The sequence below is a fragment of the Hyphomicrobiales bacterium genome, assembly GCA_030688605.1.
Lineage (GTDB): Bacteria > Pseudomonadota > Alphaproteobacteria > Rhizobiales > NORP267 > JAUYJB01.
The window spans coordinates 1-18,616 of sequence record JAUYJB010000069.1; the positions used below are offsets into that span (position 1 = coordinate 1).

11 protein-coding genes are annotated in these 18,616 nt (G+C 67.2%); 6 read left to right on the forward strand and 5 right to left on the reverse strand.

Annotated features, from left to right (window positions below; translation table 11 throughout):
• Window positions 1–226: 226 nt before the first annotated feature.
• Together Q8P46_08075 and Q8P46_08080 are read right to left on the reverse strand one after the other, a co-directional pair.
• Complete coding sequence (locus Q8P46_08075) at window positions 227–583, reverse strand: cytochrome c (GenBank protein MDP2620119.1); 357 nt, start codon at window positions 581–583, stop codon at window positions 227–229.
• 88 nt (window positions 584–671) lie between these two features.
• Complete coding sequence (locus Q8P46_08080; protein MDP2620120.1) at window positions 672–1,931, reverse strand: PQQ-dependent sugar dehydrogenase; 1,260 nt, start codon at window positions 1,929–1,931, stop codon at window positions 672–674.
• Window positions 1,932–2,215: 284 nt separating this feature from the next.
• Between Q8P46_08080 and Q8P46_08085 the strand changes: the two genes are divergently transcribed.
• From Q8P46_08085 to pbpC, 6 genes are all read left to right on the forward strand, one after another.
• Entirely contained in the window at window positions 2,216–3,064 is an 849-nt protein-coding gene (locus tag Q8P46_08085; GenBank protein MDP2620121.1) for a CoA transferase subunit A, read from the forward strand.
• Between the two features lie 8 nt (window positions 3,065–3,072).
• Window positions 3,073–3,843 carry a CoA-transferase subunit beta gene (locus Q8P46_08090; protein ID MDP2620122.1) on the forward strand — a complete coding sequence of 257 codons (771 nt, stop codon included), beginning with the start codon at window positions 3,073–3,075 and terminating at the stop codon, window positions 3,841–3,843.
• Window positions 3,844–3,884: 41 nt separating this feature from the next.
• A complete protein-coding gene (gene pcaH / locus Q8P46_08095) occupies window positions 3,885–4,577 on the forward strand; it encodes a protocatechuate 3,4-dioxygenase subunit beta (protein MDP2620123.1) in 693 nt (230 codons plus the stop codon).
• A gap of 1 nt (window position 4,578) precedes the next feature.
• The gene (gene pcaG / locus Q8P46_08100) at window positions 4,579–5,181 is read left to right on the forward strand and encodes a protocatechuate 3,4-dioxygenase subunit alpha (GenBank protein MDP2620124.1); all 603 of its coding nucleotides are present in this window, start codon (window positions 4,579–4,581) and stop codon (window positions 5,179–5,181) included.
• A 163-nt stretch (window positions 5,182–5,344) separates the two neighbouring features.
• Window positions 5,345–10,816 carry an alpha-2-macroglobulin family protein gene (locus Q8P46_08105; GenBank protein MDP2620125.1) on the forward strand — a complete coding sequence of 1,824 codons (5,472 nt, stop codon included), beginning with the start codon at window positions 5,345–5,347 and terminating at the stop codon, window positions 10,814–10,816.
• On the forward strand, window positions 10,813–12,876 hold the full coding sequence (pbpC, locus tag Q8P46_08110; GenBank protein MDP2620126.1) for a penicillin-binding protein 1C: 2,064 nt from the start codon (window positions 10,813–10,815) through the stop codon (window positions 12,874–12,876). Before Q8P46_08105 ends, pbpC begins: the two co-directional genes overlap by 4 nt.
• Here the strand turns inward: pbpC and lpdA are convergent.
• From lpdA to Q8P46_08125, 3 genes are read right to left on the reverse strand one after another with little or no spacing between them, the layout of a single operon-like run.
• On the reverse strand, window positions 12,873–14,276 hold the full coding sequence (gene lpdA, locus Q8P46_08115) for a dihydrolipoyl dehydrogenase (protein MDP2620127.1): 1,404 nt from the start codon (window positions 14,274–14,276) through the stop codon (window positions 12,873–12,875). The two genes, pbpC and lpdA, sit on opposite strands and share 4 nt — an antisense overlap.
• Entirely contained in the window at window positions 14,273–15,562 is a 1,290-nt protein-coding gene (gene odhB / locus Q8P46_08120; GenBank protein ID MDP2620128.1) for a 2-oxoglutarate dehydrogenase complex dihydrolipoyllysine-residue succinyltransferase, read from the reverse strand. The genes lpdA and odhB overlap by 4 nt, the downstream gene beginning before the upstream one ends.
• Window positions 15,563–15,610: 48 nt before the next feature.
• Window positions 15,611–18,565: a 2-oxoglutarate dehydrogenase E1 component gene (locus Q8P46_08125; protein ID MDP2620129.1), complete on the reverse strand. Its 2,955-nt coding sequence runs from the start codon at window positions 18,563–18,565 to the stop codon at window positions 15,611–15,613.
• Between the last annotated feature and the right edge of the window lie 51 nt (window positions 18,566–18,616).

The following is an 18,616-nucleotide window of genomic DNA, read 5'->3' on the forward strand; positions in this document are numbered from 1 at the left end:
CGCGACGCGCGATACGGGATATCGGGCGAGCGCCGCAACGAACCCGGTGGGCCGATTTGGCCCACCGAAGGCCGGGTTCTTTTGCGCCGTGGCGGTGTTGCGGCTGTTGGCCGATGCACCGCATCGCCCGGCGAGCCGCGCCTAGCCACGGCGCAAAATCATCCCGGTCAAATAGTTCCCTATAACCATGAACCGCTCTAGCGCATCAACCTGGATGGAAAAGGCTCTAAAGCTCCGGGACCTTAACGGTCACCTCGATGGCGGAATAGTAAGCGGCAAGGTCGGAGATGTCCTCGTCGCTCAGCGCCTGGGCGACGATCGACATTTGCGGGTGGGTGCGCTCGCCGGAGCGATACGCCTTGAGCTGCATCTCGATGTAGATGGCGCTGTCGCCGGCGATGTGCGGCGCGTCCGGCAGTTTCGCAAGCCCGTCCAGGCCGTGGCAGACCTGGCACTGGCGCGCCTTGTCATGGCCGGCGCGGGCATCGCCGGCCAGCGCCGGGCCGCAGGCGACGGACAGAATGAAGACCGCGGCAAGCGTCCGGGGAGCCATCTTCACAAACAGCGAATGGGGATACCGCATGGCGCGCCCTCGATAGGGATATTGGCTCTTGGATCGTTCGGGAAGCCACCCGGGGCGACGCGCGCCCCGGGCGGTCAACAAAGGCCTGTCAGCCCTGCGGTTCATACCAGATGCGGTAGATGGCGCCGGCAAGATCGTCGGACACCAGGATCGAGCCGTCGCGCAACTGGGCGACGTCGACGGGACGGCCGAGAAACTCGCCATTCTCGTCGATCCAGCCTTCGGCAAACGCCATGCTTTCGCCGACAGAACCATCCTCATTGACGGATGTGAACATCACCCGCGCGCCGGACGGGTTCGTCCGGTTCCAGGAGCCGTGCTGGGCGGAGAAGATGCCGTTGCGATATTTCTCCGGGAACATCGTTCCGGTGTAGAACATCATGCCCAGGTCGGCCGCGTGGGCGGTCATCTCGACCGCCGGAAACACGATGTCCGCCGGCGGCTCGGAGTCCTTGTATTCGTTGGTCCGCACCGACCCGCCGCCATACCACGGGAAGCCGAAATGCTGGCCCATTTCGGTTTGGCGGTTGAGCTCGCCCGGCGGGATGTCGTCGCCCATGCCGTCGACCTGATTGTCGGTGAACCACAGCTCGCCATTGGCCGGGTTGAAGTCGTGACCGACCGAGTTGCGTATGCCGTAGGTGTAGACTTGGCGGTCCGTGCCGTCGGTGTTGACGCGGATGATGCCGCCCATTCCCCATTCCCTATACAAGTCCAGCTTCTCAGGCGCCGGGACGTTGAAGGGCTGGCCGAGAGAGATGTAGAGCTTGCCGTCCGGGCTGACCTTGCAGACCCGCGCGGTGTGATTGAAGCTCTCCTCCTCGACGGGGATCAGTTCGCCCTGCTTGATGACGGCGAAGGCCGCCACGTCCGGGCTCTCGTAGAAGAACTCCGCCGCCGGGAACCACAATACGCGGTTCTGCTCGGCGAGATAGAGATGGCCGTCCTTGGAGAAGCACGGGCCGTTCGGGATCGCAAAAGTGAGCGACGGCGCGAAGTCCTTCACCTCGTCGGCGACGCGGTCCTTGTTGCGGTCGGTCACCGACCACACCTTGGTCTTGCGGGTGCCGACGAAGGTGACGATGCCCTGCGGGCCCACCGTCATATGCCGGGCATCCGGGACGACGGCGTAGAGCCCGATCTTGAATCCCGCGGGCATTTTGATCCGCTCGAGATTCTTGCGCAGTTGGGCCGCATAGTCGCCGCCCTGCTCGATATATTGGAATTCGGTCACGCCGGTGGTCTTGAAACCGGATAGCTTTTCCAGGTTGGTCTGGGCGAAAGCCGGCGCGGCTGCGGCAATCGCAATGACGCCGCAGGCCGCCGCCAACAAGTATTTCACTCGCATGTAATCCTCCCTCGTGTGATCAAGGTCTCGCCGCCGAAAAGCGGCTCGTCCGATTTTTTTGATAATGGACGAAGACGGCTTCTTTTTGGTCGCGCCTCCCTCCAATGCAAGGTGACTATATTTCATTATGGCAATTCGAGAAAAGAGTACGAACGGAGTACGGGCACCCTGCCGAGCGATTTTTCCTAGCGTCACCGCGCGACACGACTTGCTCCCGCGGGCCCCGTTCGCTAGAGGATTGCCGCGATCATTCGCGGGACGGGCGCGATCTGGAAGGACAGGGCATGGCGGCCCCCGACATCACATCCCTTGCCGCCGCGGTGGCCGAGATGGTGCGCGACGGCGACACCGTCGCGCTTGAAGGCTTCACCCATCTCATCCCCTTCGCCGCGGCGCACGAGATCATCCGCCAGAAGCGGCGCGAGCTGACCCTGGTGCGGATGACGCCGGACCTGATCTACGACCAGATGATCGGCATGGGGTGTGCCCGCAAGCTGATCTTCTCCTGGGGCGGCAATCCAGGGGTCGGCTCGCTGCACCGGTTGCGTGACGCGGTGGAGAATGGCTGGCCGCGGCCGCTTGAAATAGAGGAGCACAGCCACGCCGCCATGGCCAACGCCTACGAGGCGGGCGCGGCCGGCTTGCCCTGCGCGGTGTTCCGCGGCTATCTCGGTACCGACCTTGTCAAGGTCAATCCCAACATCAAGTCGATCGCCTGCCCGTTCACCGGCGAGCGCCTTGCCGCGGTGCCGGCGATCCGCCCCGACGTGGCCGTGATCCACGCACAAAGGGCCGACCGCGCCGGCAACGTGCTCATCGAGGGCATTGTCGGGGTTCAGAAGGAAGTGGTTCTTGCCGCCAAGAAGGCCGTGGTCACGGTCGAGGAGATCGTCGATGATCTTGAGGGCGTGTCGGCCAATGCCTGCATCCTGCCCGCCTGGACCGTCTCGGCCATCGCCCATGTTCCCGGCGGCGCTCATCCGTCCTACGCGCACGGCTATTACAAGCGCGACAACGCGTTTTACACCGCCTGGGACGCCATCGCGCGCGACCGCGACACCTTCCTGGCGTGGATGACGGAAAACGTGCTCGAATGCGGGCCCGAAGACTTCGCCCGCCACCGGGCCAAATGACGCAAGCGATGGATTACACCGCCAGCGAAATGATGACCGTTGCCGCCGCGCGGGCGCTCGACAGCGAGCATGTCTGCTTCGTCGGCATCGGCCTGCCGAGCGCGGCGGCCAATCTCGCCCGGCTCACCCACGCGCCGGGCATCACGCTGATCTACGAATCCGGCACCATCGGCACCGCGCCCGACGTGCTACCACTTTCCATCGGCGACGGCGAGCTCGCCGACACCGCAGTGACGGTCGTTTCCGTGCCGGAAATGTTCCGCTACTGGCTACAGGGCGGGCGCATCTCGGTGGGCTTTCTGAGCGCCGCCCAGCTCGACAGGTTCGGCAACATCAACACCACCGTCATCGGCCCCTACGACAAACCCAAAGTGCGGCTTCCCGGCGGCGGCGGCGCGCCGGAGATCGCGACCGCCTGCGGCGAGATATTCCTGGTCATGCCGCAATCCAAGCGCGGCCTCGTCGAGCGCCTCGATTTCATCACCTCCCTGGGCCATGGCGATGGACCCGGCGCGCGCGCCCGCCTCGGCATCGGGACGAAAGGTCCGACCTTGCTGGTGACGGATTTATGTATCATGAAGCCGGATCCGGCGACCAAGGCGTTCACGGTGGAGTCGATCCATCCCGGCGTGACGCACGAGAGAATCGCCGATAACACTGGATGGAAGCTCGCCTTCGCGGCCGATGTCGCCGAGACGCCCGCGCCGAGCGCCGAGGAGCTTGCGGCGCTGCGCGCGCTCAACGAACGCACCGCCAAGGCGCATGGAACCAAAGTGTAAGGGCGCAAACAAAAAAAGGAGGATACGCCGTGGCCGATCCGATCGGATACAAGCTGGCGAGCGAGGACGAGCCGCCTTACGATTTTGCCGACTACCGGAGCACCGCGCTGCGCCACCCGAATCGGCCGCTGGTTCCCCTGGCTCATACGCTGTCGGAGATCACCGGGCCGGTCTATGGCCAAGAATCGGTCGGGCCGCTCGACCACGATCTGACCCGCCAGCACGACGGCGAGCCGCTCGGCGAGCGGATCATCGTCTCAGGCCAGGTGCGCGATGAGAGCGGAAGGCCGGTGCCAAACACGCTGATCGAGATCTGGCAGTGCAACGCCGCCGGCCGCTACATCCACGTCAACGACCAGCACGACGCGCCGCTCGATCCCAATTTCACCGGCGCGGGGCGCTGCGTCACCGACGAAAAGGGCAACTACACCTTTCTGTCGGTGAAGCCCGGCGCCTACCCCTGGAAGAACCACCCGAATGCCTGGCGCCCGGCGCACATTCATTTCTCGCTGTTCGGGCCGAGCTTCGTCACCCGCCAGGTGACGCAGATGTATTTCCCCGGCGACCCGCTGTTCCCGTTCGACCCGATCTTCAACTCGGTTCCCGACGAGAAGGCGCGCCAGCGGTTGATCTCGGAGTTCGATCTGAGCCTGACCAGGCCGGAATGGGCGCTCGGCTACCGTTTCAACATCGTGCTGCGCGGCCGCGAGGCGACGCCGAGGGAGAACAACTGAGATGTCCGAACGCAATGTCAGCCCGAGCCAGACCATCGGGCCGTTCTTCCACTATGCGCTCGCCGGGCGCTCCTACGGTTTCCCGGAGCTCGTCGCCAACGATCTGACCGCCGGCGTCAGCGGCGCGGACGAGCACAAGATCCGCATCGTCGGCCGGCTTCTCGACGGCGACGGCGCGCCGATCAAAGACGGGCTGATCGAGCTGTGGCAGGCAAACCCGGCAGGCCGCTACACGCACCCGGAAGACCAGCAGGACAAGCCGCTGACCGAGGGGTTCAGGGGCTTCGGCCGCTGCGCCACCGCCGAAGACGGCTCGTTCTCCTTCACCACGCTCAAGCCCGGCCGCGTGCCCGGCCTCGGCAACACGCTGCAGGCGCCGCATATCTGCGTCGCCGTCTTCGCCCGCGGCGTCCTCAAGCGGATCGTGACCCGGATCTATTTCGAGGACGAGACGGCGGCCAACGCCGAGGACCCGGTGCTGGAATCGATCGACCTGGCGCGCCGGTCAACCCTGATCGCGCCGCGCAAGGACGGCGACATCCCCGTCTACGATTTTGACATAAACATCCAAGGCGACCGGGAGACGGTGTTCTTCGACGTGTGAGCGCCGGCGAAGCGGCGATCCGCTTCCTCCCGCCGCCACAGTCCGGCCCGGCGGGCGCGGGCGCCAGTCCGGCCATCAAGATTTTGCCGCGCCGGCGTGACAAAATCTCCGACTGCGCCCACAATGGCGGCTCAGCCTTTCTCGGAGCTTCGGAGGTGCAGTCATGCGCTCGTCTTGGAGACTGGTCTTCCTGCTGGCTTCCCTGTTCGCGCTGGTTTCCGGAGCATCCGAGGCACAGGACTTGTCGCCCGGCGCCCGCATTATCGTCACGGAGGATGCCGACTATTTCGGCTTCGACCTGCGCACCGTGAAAGAGGTCGACCTCGACCAGTGCAAGGCAGCCTGCCTTGGCGACAGCGCCTGCAGGGCCTTCACCTACAATGTGCGCGCCAGATGGTGCTTCCTGAAGAGCGACCATGGCGAGCCGAGACTGTTTCCCGGCGCCGTCGCCGGCCGCGTCGTCGCCGGCCCCGAGACGGCGGAAAGGCCGCCGGCGCTCGCCTTCCTGCCGGAATCGATGCCCGAGGAGGCGGAAAGATATGCGCTTCAATTGCGCCGCGCCGCCACAGCGCCGGCCGCCAGCCTGACGGTGCTGCTGTCCGCCGCGGCTTCGGCTCTTGCGAGCGGCGACGCGCGCCGAGCGGCGGAGCATTTCCGCGGCGTGCTTTCCGTTACGCCGGAGTTTTTCTCCGCCTGGACCGGTCTTGCCCGGGCGCTGCTCGATGCCGAGCCGGCCGATTACGATGAGCGCTACCGGTTTCCGGCCGATGCCGGCCTTGCCGCCCTGAACGCTTACGGCCTGTCTGCGGCCGGGTCCGAGCGCGCCGAGGCCTTGGCGCTTCTCGCCCGGGCGCTGGAGCGCCAGCAGGTCTTTCGCCCGGCGCTCGAAGCCTATAAGGCGAGCCTCGCCGAGGCGGACTCCCCGGCCATCCACGCCGCCTTCAACAGGCTGCGCGCCGAGAAGGGGTTCAGGGTCATCGACTATTCGGTCGATTCGGATGCAGCCTCCCCGCGCGTCTGCGTCCAGTTCTCCGAGGACCTGCCCGGCGGGCGCACCGATTTTTTAAGCTTCGTGACCGTCGACGGAGCGCCGCCCGCCGCCGTCGAGCCTGAAGGCCGGCAGATTTGCGTCGAGGGGCTTTCCCACGGCCGGCGCTACCGCATCGCGCTGCGCGCCGGCCTGCCCTCGACCGTCGACGAGGTAATCGAGACGCCGGTGGTGCTCAACGTCTATGTGCGCGACCGGACGCCTTCGGTGCGCTTTACCGGCCGCAACTTCGTGCTGCCGCGCGCCGGCGCCCAGGGCATCCCGCTCGTCTCGGTCAATACCGACAGCGTCGAAATCGAGCTTTACCGGATCGGCGACCGGGCGCTGGCCGAGGCCGTCGTCGACGGCAAGTTCCTGAGCCAGCTCAACGAATATGACTCAGACGAGATTTCAGACCGGCTCGGCCAGCGCCTGTGGCAGGGCACCCTTGCCGTAGACACCGAGCTCAACAGGGAAGTGACGACCAGCTTTCCCATCGACGAGGCCTTGAGCGAGCGTCTTCCCGGCGTCTATGTGATGGTGGCGCGGCCAAAGGGCGACGAGGCGCAAACTTGGAAAGCCCGTGCGACGCAATGGTTCATCGTCTCCGACATCGGCTTGGCGGGGATCACCGGGTCGGACGGCCTCAATGTCTTCGCCCGATCGCTGTCGAGTGCGGCGCCGCTTGCCGACGCCGCGCTGATACTGGTTGCCCGCAACAATGAGGTGCTCGGCAAGGCGCAGACCGACGCCGAGGGCCATGCTATCTTCGAAGCGGGCCTGACGCGCGGCACGGGCGGCCTTGCCCCGGCATTGGTCACGGCGAGCGGCGCTCTGGGCGATTATGCCTTCCTCGACCTCACCGCGCCGGGCTTCGATCTGTCCGACCGCGGGGTTGCCGGGCGCGAAGCCCCGCAGCCGATCGACGCTTTCCTCTATACCGAGCGCGGCATCTACCGGCCGGGCGACATCGTCCACCTCGTCGGCCTTGCCCGCGACCGCCAAGCCGAGGCGGTGGAAGGACTGCCGCTGACCTTCATCTTCCATAGGCCGGACGGCGTCGAATATCGCCGCATCGTCGGCCAGGACGCAGGCTTCGGCGGCTATGCGGTCGCTTTTGCCGTGCCGGACAGCGCCATGCGCGGCACCTGGCGGGTCGCCGCCCACGCCGCGCCCAAGGACCCGGCGATCGCCGAAGCGCGTTTCCTGGTCGAGGACTTCGTGCCCGACCGGATCGAGTTCGACCTGACCGCCGAAGCCGACATGCTGCCGCGCGACGGCGCGGTTGCGGCCGAGGTCGAGGGCCGGTTCCTCTATGGCGCGCCGGCCGCGGGCCTGCGGCTCGAAGGCGAGATCACGGTCAAGCCGACAGAAACGCTTGCCGCCTATCCAGGATACCGGTTTGGCCTTGCCGACGAGGAGGTGGCGCCGCTGCGCGAGCCGCTCGCCGGCCTGGCCGTCACCGACGAGGCGGGCCACGCCGGCTTCGATCTCAGCGTCGGCGCATTGCCCGATACGACCCGCCCGCTGGAGGCAGCCGTTACGGTGCGCATGCGCGAGGGCGGCGGCCGCGCGGTGGAGCGCGCGCTCGCCCTGCCGGTCGCGCCCGAGAGCGCGATGATCGGCATCCGGCCGCTATTCGCCGACGACCGCGTCGGCGAAGGGGAGAACGCCGGCTTCAGCGTCATCGCCATCGACGAAGCGGGAAGGCGCTCGGCGCTCGGCGGCCTCGCCTGGCAGCTCTCCAAGGTCGAGCGGAACTATCAGTGGTACCGGCTGAACGGCTCCTGGTCGTTCGAGGCGGTCGATTTCACCCGCCGCGTCGCAGACGGAAGGATCGATGTTGCCGCCGGCGCCCCGGCGCGCATCGAGGCGCGCGTCGAATGGGGCCTTTACCGGCTGGAGGTGACGGGCGCTGGCGCCGGGGCGCCTGCGACCAGCATCGACTTCACCGCCGGCTGGTATGTCGAGGCGCGCGCCGCCGATACGCCGGACAATCTCCAAGTGTCGCTCGACAGGCAAGCCTACGGCCCCGGCGATATGGCCACCGTCAGCTTTACGGCCCGCCACAAGGGCGCGGCGCTCGTCACCGTGATGGGCGAGAGCCTGATCGCCCTGCAGGCGGTCGAGGTGGATGAGGGCCGCGCCAGCGTCGAACTGCCGGTGACCGAGGCATGGGGCGCCGGCGCCTACGTCGCCGTTTCGCTCTATCGGCCAACCGATATCGCCGCGGGCCACATGCCGGCACGCGCGCTCGGCCTTAGCTGGGCGAAGCTCGACACCAGCGCCCGCACGCTGAACATCTCCATGGACGCGCCGGAGATCGCCCGTCCCCGCGGGAGCCTGACGGTGCCGCTGCGCCTTGCCGGCCTCAAACCCGGAGAAAAGGCCTTTCTGACCGTCGCCGCGGTCGATGTCGGCATCCTCAACGTGACCCGCTTTGATCCACCGGCCCCGGAGGCCTGGTATTACGGCCAGCGCAAGCTCGGTGTCGAGATCCGCGACGTTTACGGCCAGCTTATCGACGGCATGCAGGGCGCGCGTGGCCAAATCCGCTCCGGCGGCGACATCACGCCTGTGGCGCTTGCCGCAAGCCCGCCGACGCAGGAGCCGGTCTCGCTGTTTTCCGGCATCGTCGAGACGGACGCCGACGGTAGGGCGCAGGTGAGCTTCGACGTGCCGCAATACAACGGCACGCTGCGGCTGATGGCGGTCGCCTGGAGCGCCGCCGGCGTCGGCCACGGCGTCGCCGACGTCATCGTCCGCGATCCGGTGGTCGTGACAGCCAGCCTGCCGCGCTTTCTTGCGCCTGAGGATTCCTCGCGCCTGCGCCTCGACATCGACAATCGGGAGGGGCCGGCGGGCGCCTATGAGCTGATCGTCGAGGCCAGCGACGAGATCGCCGTCGGCACGCCGCGACAGGCGATCGAACTCGCCGCGGAAAGCCGCGCGGCCCTCGACGTGACCCTTTCCGCGCGCGCGGTCGGCACCGGAGAACTGAATGTGCGTCTGGTTGCGCCTGACGGCGCGGAAATCTCGCAAAGCCTGACGCTCGCCGTGCGCCCGGCTGAGCCGCCGGTAACCGAGCGGCGCATCGTCACGCTCGAGCCGGGCGGGCGGCTGGCTTTGACCGCCGACATGCTGGCGGACCGCGTCGCAGGCACAGGCGCGGTGAGCGTGTCGATCTCGCGCGCCGGCCGCCTCGACATGCCCTCCTTCCTGCACGCGCTCGACCGCTACCCCTATGGCTGCGCGGAACAGATCGCCAGCCGTGCCCTGCCGCTCCTCTATCTCTCCGAGGTCGCCGCAGCGAGCGGGCTCGGTGAGGAGCCCGAGCTGCGCAAGCGCATCCAGGACGCGGTCTACAAGCTTGCTTCATTTCAGTCCGCGGCCGGCGGCTTCGGCCTGTGGGGCCCCGGCAGCGGCGATCTGTGGCTCGATGCCTATGTGACGGACTTTCTGACCCGCGCGGGCGAGCGCGGCTTCGAGGTGCCGGAGCGGACCTTCTCCCAGGCCCTCGACAACCTGCGGAACACGCTCAGCTTTTCCGGCGAAGTCACGGGCGGCGGCGCCGACATCGCCTATGCGCTCTATGTGCTGGCGCGCAACCGGCGGGCGGCCGTCGGCGATCTGCGCTACTACGCCGACACCAAGCTTGGCGATTTCGCCTCGCCGCTCGCCAAGGCGCAGATCGGCGCGGCGCTGGCGCTCTATGGAGAGCGCAGCCGCGCCAGCATTGCCTTCGCCGCCGCTCTTTCCGTGCTGCGCACCGTCGGGCCGGAAAATCTGTCGCGGTCGGACTATGGGACGAGGCTGCGTGACGGGGCGGCGATGCTGGCGCTCGCCGCCGAGGTCGCGCCGCCGCTTGTGCCCCTTCCGCAGCTCGTCGACTTCGTCGCCGCCGCGCAAGCCGAAAAACGCCTCACCAGCACCCAGGAGAATGCCTGGCTGCTGCTGGCAGCCCACGCGCTGCTCGAAGGCGACAACGCGATCGCGCTGGCGCTCGACGGTGCGCCCGTCACCGGCAATTTCGTGCGCAACTACTCTGCCGAGACGCTGGCCGCGGCGCCCGTCAGCATCGCCAACACGGGCGACGGGCCGGTCGAGGCGGTGCTGACGCTCACCGGTGTACGCGACGCGCCGGAGCCCTCAGGCGGCGAGGGCTTTGCGATCGGGCGGGCCTATTACGCGCTCGACGGAACGCCGGTCGATCCGGCGACCGTCGGCCAGAACGAGCGCTTCGTCGTGGTGCTGCAGGTGCGCGAGGACAATGCATGGCCCTCGCGGGTGCTCGTCGTCGACATGCTGCCGGCGGGCTTCGAGATCGACAATCCGGGGCTCGTCGACAGCGCCGATCTTTCCGCCTTCGCCTGGCTTGCGGAAAAGCCCGAAGCAGCGCATCTGGAGTTCCGTGACGACCGCTTCGTCGCGGCGCTCGACCGCAAGGGCGACGAAGCGCGCGGCTTCACGCTCGCCTATGTGGTCCGCGCCGTCTCGCCCGGCCGCTATGTCCGACCCGCGGCGCTGGTCGAGGACATGTACCGGCCGCACCTCAACGCGCGCACCGAGACCGGGCGAACGGAGGTCGTCTGGGTGCGCGCCCAATGAGGCGCGCGCCGCTCATCCTGCTTGCGCTCGCGGCGCTCGTGTTTGCAGGCGTCGGCGGCCTCTACGCACTCGACCGGGCCTTTCCGCCGCCGCGCGTCGAGGCGATCGAGACTTCGGCCACCGTGGTCGACCGCGACGGCGCGCTGCTCAGGCCCTACGCGGTCGCGGACGGCCTCTGGCGGCTGCCGGTGGTGCTCGACGAGATCGACCCCGCCTTTCTCGCCATGCTGGTCGCCTATGAGGACAAGCGCTTCCACGCCCATCGCGGCGTCGACATGCTGGCGCTTGGCCGCGCCGCGCTGCAGATGATCCGCTTTGGGCGCATCGTCTCCGGAGGCTCGACGCTGACCATGCAGCTTGCCCGTTTGCTCAAGCCCCGCGCCGGCCGCTCGCTGACGGTCAAGCTTCGCCAGATCCTGACCGCGCTGCAGCTCGAGCGGCGGCTGACCAAACGCGAGATCCTGACCGCCTATCTGACGCTTGCGCCCTATGGTGGCAATCTCGAAGGGGTGCGCTCGGCCTCGCTCGCCTATTTCGGCACGGAGCCGCGCAAGCTTGACCCCGCTCAAGCGGCGCTGCTCGTCGCCCTGCCGCAGGCGCCGGAGGCGCGTCGGCCCGACCGCGACGCGGCGGCCGCCAAGACGGCACGCGACCGGGTGCTGGCGCGGATGGCCCATGCGGGTGTCATCGACGCGGCGCAAGCCGAACGCGCCGCGGCCCGGCCGCTCAATGCGCTCCGCCGCGATTTTCCCGCCCTTGCCGCCCATGCCGCCGATGCCGCCCTGGCCAAAACGCCCAGCCGGAGCGTCCGGTTGACGATCTCACGGCCCTGGCAGGCGGCCCTGGAAGAGCTGGCGCGCGAGCATGCGCGCGCCCTCGGCGCCAAGCTTTCGGTGGCGGTCCTGGTCGCCGACCATGGCACCGGCGAGATATTGGCGCGCGTCGGCTCGGCCGACTTTTTCGATGAAGCCCGCGCCGGCCAAATCGACATGACGCGGGCGCTGCGCTCGCCGGGCTCGACGCTGAAGCCTGCCATCTACGCCCTTGCCTTCGAAGCCGGCCTCGTCCATCCGGCGACGCTGATCGAGGACCGCCCGGCCGATTTCACCGGCTACCGGCCGCACAATTTCGACCTTTCCTATCAGGGCAGCGTCTCCGTCAGCGAGGCGCTGCAAATGTCGCTCAACGTGCCGGCCGTCATGCTTCTGGATGCCGTCGGGCCGGCGCGGCTGATGGCGAGGCTGCGCCGCGCAAATGCCGCGCCGCTGCTGCCGCGCGGCGAAGCCCCGGGGCTTGCCATCGGGCTCGGCGGCGTCGGGGTGACGCTTGAGGACCTGGTATCGCTCTATGCCGCCTTTCCGCGCGGCGGCAGGGCGGTCGCGCTCACCGAGCGGGCCGACGCGCCGCCGCAGGATTCCCCGGCAAACGTCGTGAGCGCGACAGCGGCCTGGTATGTGAGCGACATCCTCACCGGCGTGCCGCCGCCGGTCCATGCCGCCGGAGGGCGCATCGCCTACAAGACCGGTACGTCTTACGGCTATCGCGACGCCTGGGCGATCGGCTTCGACGGCAGGCACGTTATCGGCGTCTGGGTCGGGCGGCCGGACGGAAGCTCGGTCGCGGATTTCACTGGGCGGAACGCCGCGGCGCCCATCCTGTTCGACGCCTTCGCGCGCATCTCGCCAGAACGCGCGCCGCTGCCGCCAGCGCCGCGGGACGCGGTTCTTGCCACGACCGCCGAGCTGCCCCTGCCGCTGCGCCATTTCACCCCGTCCGACGGGCGGGGCCGGATGATGGCCGCGGCGCCCGCGCCGAGCATCGCCTATCCGCCGAACGGCGCCCGCGTCGAACTGGGTCTTGAGTACGGCGCGGCCGAGCCGCTGGTCATCAAGGTGCAGGGCGGGCTCGCGCCGTTCCGCTGGCTTGCCAACGGCGTGCCGCTGACGATGCCCGCCCGCCGCCGGCAAATCCTCTGGACGCCGGACGGCAAGGGCTTTTCCACCGTGACGGTGATCGATGCCGCCGGCCGCGCCGACCGCGTCGAGCTTTATCTGGATTAGATGTGGATGGCACGCCTGCCGGCGGCGAGCGCCGCCTCCTTGACGGCTTCCGAAAGCGTCGGGTGGGCGTGGCAGGTGCGCGCCAGATCCTCAGCCGAGCCGCCGAACTCCATCAACACCGCGCATTCGGCGATCAGCTCGCCGGCCATCGGGCCGATGATGTGGGCGCCGAGAACGCGGTCGGTCGCGGCATCGGCGAGGATCTTGACCAGCCCCTCGGTCTTCAGCATGGCGCGGGCCCGGCCGTTGGCGGAAAACGGGAACTTGCCGACATTGTAGGCCATGCCCGCCTCCTTCAGCGCTTCTTCCGTCTTGCCCACCGCGGCGATCTCCGGCTGGGTGTAGACGACGCCGGGGATCACATCGTAATTCACGTGGCCCGCCTGACCGGCGAGAATTTCGGCGAGCGCGACGCCGTCCTCCTCCGCCTTGTGGGCGAGCATGGGGCCGGCGATGACGTCGCCGATGGCGTAGATGCCCTCGACGCTGGTCTTGAAGCGGCCGTCGGTCTTCACCCGGCCGCGCTCGTCAAGGGCGACGCCCGCCTCCTCGAGACCGAGGCCCTCGGTGTAGGGCACCCGGCCGACGGCGACGAGCACCACGTCCGCCTCCAGCTTCTCCACCTTGCTGCCTTTGGCCGGCTCGACCGAGAGTTTGAGCCTCTTGCCCTTGGCGTCGATGCCGGCGATTTTCGACGACAGCCTGATGGAAAAACCCTGCTTGGCGAGGCTGCGCTGGAAGGTCTTGGCTATCTCCAGGTCCATGCCGGGCAGGATGCGGTCGAGAAACTCAATGACCGTGACGTGCGCGCCGAGCCTGTGCCACACCGCGCCGAGCTCAAGGCCGATGAAGCCGGCGCCGACGACGATCAGCTTTTTCGGGACGTTGGCGAGCTCCAGCGCGCCGGTGGACGAGACGATGCGCTCCTCGTCGATGTCGATGCCGGGAAGCCGGGCCGTGTCGGAGCCCGTAGCGATGACGATATTCTTGGTTTCAAGGAGCTGCGCCTTGCCCTTGTCGGGCTTCACCTCGGCCTTGCCCGGGCTGAGAATCTTCGCCGTCCCACGATGGGTATCGATCTTGTTCTTCTTGAACAGGAATTCGACGCCCTTGACGTTGGCCTCCACGGTCTCGGCCTTGTGGTCCATCATTGTCTTGAGATCGAGCTTCGGCTTGCCGACGCCGATGCCCATCTTGGGCAAAGCGTGGCCGGCCTCGGCGAACAGTTCGGAGGTGTGCAGAAGCGCCTTGGAAGGGATGCAGCCGACATTGAGGCAGGTGCCGCCGTGGGTCGGACGCTTCTCGACCACCGCGACCTTCATGCCGAGCTGCGCCGCGCGGATGGCGCAGACATATCCGCCCGGCCCGGTTCCGATGATAGCGAGGTCGTAGCTCGTCACAGGTCGAGCACCAACCGCTGCGGGTCCTCGATCACCTCCTTGACGCGGACCAGAAAAGTGACCGCGTCCTTGCCGTCGACCATACGGTGATCGTAGGAGAGCGCCAGATACATCATCGGCCGGATTTCGGCCTTGCCGTCGATGGCCACCGGCCGGTCCTCGATCTTGTGCATGCCGAGAATGCCCGACTGCGGCGCGTTGAGGATCGGCGTCGACATCAGCGATCCGTAGATACCGCCGTTGGAGATGGTGAAGGTGCCGCCCTGCATCTGCTCGATGGTCAACTGCCCGTCGCGGGCGCGCCGCGCCAGGTCGTTGATGGCCATCTCGATTCCGGCGAGGTTCAGGCTGTCCGCGTTACGCACCACCGGAACCACCAGCCCCCTCTCGGTGCCGACGGCGACGCCGATATGATAGTAGTTCTTGTAGATCAGGTCGGTGCCGTCGATCTCGGCGTTGACCGAGGGGATGTCCTTCAGGGCCTGGATCACCGCCTTGACGAAAAAGCCCATGAAGCCGAGCTTGACGCCGTGCTTCTTCTCGAAAAGCTCCTTGAACTCGGCCCTCAGCGCCATGATCCGGCTCATGTCCACCTCGTTGAAGGTGGTCAGCATGGCAGCCGTGTTCTGGGCATCCTTAAGCCGGCGGGCGATGGTCTGGCGCAGCTTGCTCATGCGCACCCGCTCTTCGCGGGCGGCATCGTCGGCCGGCGACGGCGCACGGACCTCGATGGGGGCCGGAGCCGGGGCTGAAGGCGCGGGCGGCGGCGGCGGCGCCTCGGGCGCTGCGGGCGCAACCTTTCCGAGGGCCGCGAGCACGTCCTCCTTGAGAACCTGGCCGCGCTTGCCGGTGCCCGCGACGTCTTCGGCGGTGAGCCCCGCTTCCGCCAGCATCTTGCGGGCGGCCGGCGTCGGCGGGAGCTCGCCGCCATCGCCGTGCGGCTTGGGCTTGGCCTCCGGCGCGACCGGCGGCGCGGGTGGCGGGGCAGCCGGCTCGGGTTTGCAACCGATCGGCTCGGGCCCGCCAGAAATTACCGTGGCGCCGACTTCGCCTTCGGCAATCGCGCCAAGCAGGGCGCCGACCTCGACGGTCTCGCCATCGCCGACCAGGATCTCCGAGACGGTGCCGGAGACCGGCGCCGGCACCTCGACGGTCACCTTGTCGGTTTCGATCTCGACCAACGGCTCGTCGGCCCGGATGGCCTCGCCCTTCTTCCTGAACCATTGCCCGACCGTTGCCTCGCTGACCGACTCGCCGAGGGTTGGAACCCGAATTTCGACTGTCATGCCGCTCCCATCCTCTCAATGCCCGATCGGGCGGTTCGTCCGCGCCGCTTAGTCGGCAAACGCTTCATCCATGAACGCCTTGAGTTCCTTCAGATGATTGCTCATCACCCCGGACGCCGTCGACGCCGAAGCCGGCCGGCCGGCATAACGGGGACGGGTCCGCTTGGCGCCGATCTGGCGCAGCACCCACTCCAGATAGTCCTGGACGAAGAACCAGGCGCCCATATTGCGCGGCTCCTCCTGGCACCAGAGGATGTCGGCTTTTTTGAACCGCGAAAGGTCGCCGATGAGCGCCTTGACGGGGAACGGGTAGAGCTGCTCGACGCGCAACAGATAGACGTCGTTCAGTCCCCGCTTCTCGCGCTCCTCGTAGAGGTCGTAATAGACCTTGCCGGAACACAGGATGACGCGGCGTATCTTGTCGTCCTTGACGGGCTTGTTGCCGCCGTCGGCCTTGCCCTCGGCGTCGTCCCACAAGACGCGGCGAAATGCCGAGCGCGGGCCGAACGCGTCGAGCTGGGAGACGACGCGCTTGTGGCGCAATAGCGACTTCGGCGTCAGCAGCACCAGCGGCTTGCGGAAGTCGCGATGCAGCTGGCGGCGCAGAATATGGAAATAATTGGCCGGCGTGGTGCAGTTGGCGACCTGCATATTGTCTTCCGCGCACAATTGCAGGAAGCGCTCGAGCCGTGCCGAGGAATGTTCCGGTCCCTGGCCCTCATAGCCGTGCGGCAGCAGCATGACCAGACCGGACATTCGCAGCCATTTGGGCTCGCCCGACGAGATGAACTGGTCGATGATAACCTGTGCACCGTTGGCGAAATCGCCGAACTGCGCTTCCCACATGACCAGCGCCTTGGGCTCGGCCAGGCTGTAGCCATATTCGAAGCCGAGAACCGCCGCCTCGGAGAGCATGGAGTTGATGACCTCGAAGCGTGCCTGGTCGGCGCCGAGATTGTTGAGCGGCGTGAAGCGCTCCCCGTTCTCCTGGTCGAACAGCACCGCGTGGCGCTGCGAGAAGGTGCCGCGCTCTGTGTCCTGGCCGGACAGGCGCACCGGAAAGCCTTCCTTGAGCAGCGTGCCGAAGGCCAGCGCCTCGGCGGTCGACCAGTCGATCCCCGCGCCCTCCTCGATCATTTTGCGGCGATTGTCGAGAAAGCGGTGGATGGTGCGGTGGACGTTGAAGTTGGGCGGCACATCGCACAGGGACCGGCCGATCGCCTTCAGCGCGTCGCTCTTGACGCCGGTCTTGCCGACGCGGCGCTCGTCGCCGCGGTCAACGGTCTTGAAGCCGGCCCAGGCGCCGTCCAGCCAGTCGGCCTTGTTCGGCCTGTAGCTTTGCGCCGCCTCGAACTCGGCGTCGAAATGGGCTCGAACCTTGGCCTTGATTTGGTCGATCTCGTCCGCCGGCACCAGTCCTTCGCCGATAAGCTTGCTGCCGTAGATCTCGGCGACCGGAGGGTGGCTGCGGATCTTCTTGTACATCAAGGGCTGGGTGAAGGCCGGCTCGTCACCTTCGTTGTGGCCGAAGCGCCGGTAGCAGAACATGTCGACGACCACCGGCTTGGCAAATTTTTGGCGGAACTCGGTCGCCACCTTGGCGGCGTAGACAACCGCTTCCGGGTCGTCCCCATTGGCATGGAATATGGGCGCCGCGATCATCTTGGCAACGTCGGAGGGATAGGGCGAGGAGCGCCCCCAATGCGGGGTGGTGGTGAACCCAATCTGGTTGTTGATGATGAAGTGGACCGCGCCGCCGGTGCGGTGGCCGCGCAGCCCGGACAGGCCGAAGCACTCGGCGACCACGCCCTGTCCGGCGAAGGCGGCATCGCCGTGCAGGATCAGCGGCAGCACGCGGCTGCGGTCGCCGTCGTTCCTCTGGTCCTGCTTGGCGCGCACCTTGCCGAGCACCACCGGATCGACCGCCTCCAGATGAGAGGGGTTGGCGGTCAACGACAGGTGCACGTTGTTGCCGTCGAACTCGCGGTCCGAGGAAACGCCGAGGTGATATTTCACGTCGCCCGAGCCCGCCACGTCCTCGGGGTTGACGGCACCGCCCTTGAATTCGTTGAAGATGGCGCGGTGCGGCTTGGCCATGACTTGGGCGAGCACGTTCAGCCGGCCGCGATGCGACATGCCGATGACGATCTCCTCGACGCCGAGATGGCCGCCACGCTTGATGATCTGCTCGAGCGCCGGAACCATCGATTCGCCGCCGTCTAGGCCGAACCGCTTGGTGCCGGTATATTTCAGGTCGAGGAACTTTTCGAAGCTCTCCGCCTCGATGAGCTTATTGAGGATCGCTTTCTTGCCTTCCGGCGTGAAGCCGACGCCCTTGTCCGGCCCCTCGATACGTTCCTGGATCCAGCGCTTCTGGTCGGGCTCGGAAATGTGCATGAACTCGACGCCGATGGTGGAGCAATAGGTGCGCTTGAGGATCGCCAGCATCTGCCGAATGGAAGCGAACTCCAGCCCCAGAACCTTGTCGAGGAAGATGGGCCGGTCGCGGTCGGCATCGGTGAAGCCGTAGCTGGCCGGGTCGAGTTCGGCATGGTGCTTCGGCAACTCCAACCTCAACGGATCAAGATCGGCGTAAAGGTGGCCGCGCACGCGGTAGGCGCGGATCATCATCAGCGCGCGCACCGAATCCCGGGTCGCCTGCAGGATGTCGGCCTGGGTGATCTCAACGCCGCGGGCCTGGGCGCCGGCCTCGATGCGGGCGCCAAGTTCGCGCTCGACCGGCTCCCAGTTTGAATCGAAAGCCGCGACCAACTCGCCGTTGAGCGCCACCGGCCAGTCGGGGCGCTTCCAGCGGGGGCCGCGCGCCTCGGCGGCCACGTCGGCGCGCTCGTCCTTGAGGCTGGCGAAAAACGCCTGCCACTGGGTGTCGACCGCGCCGGGATTGTCCTGATAGCGCGCGTAGAGGTCTTCGATATAGGAGGCGTTGCCGCCATACAGGAAAGACGTCCGCTGGAAGGCGTCGTTGGCGTCTTGTCGTGCCATATCCAATTCCGAGAGGTGGGGGCGTGCCACCCCGATACACCGAAAATGGTT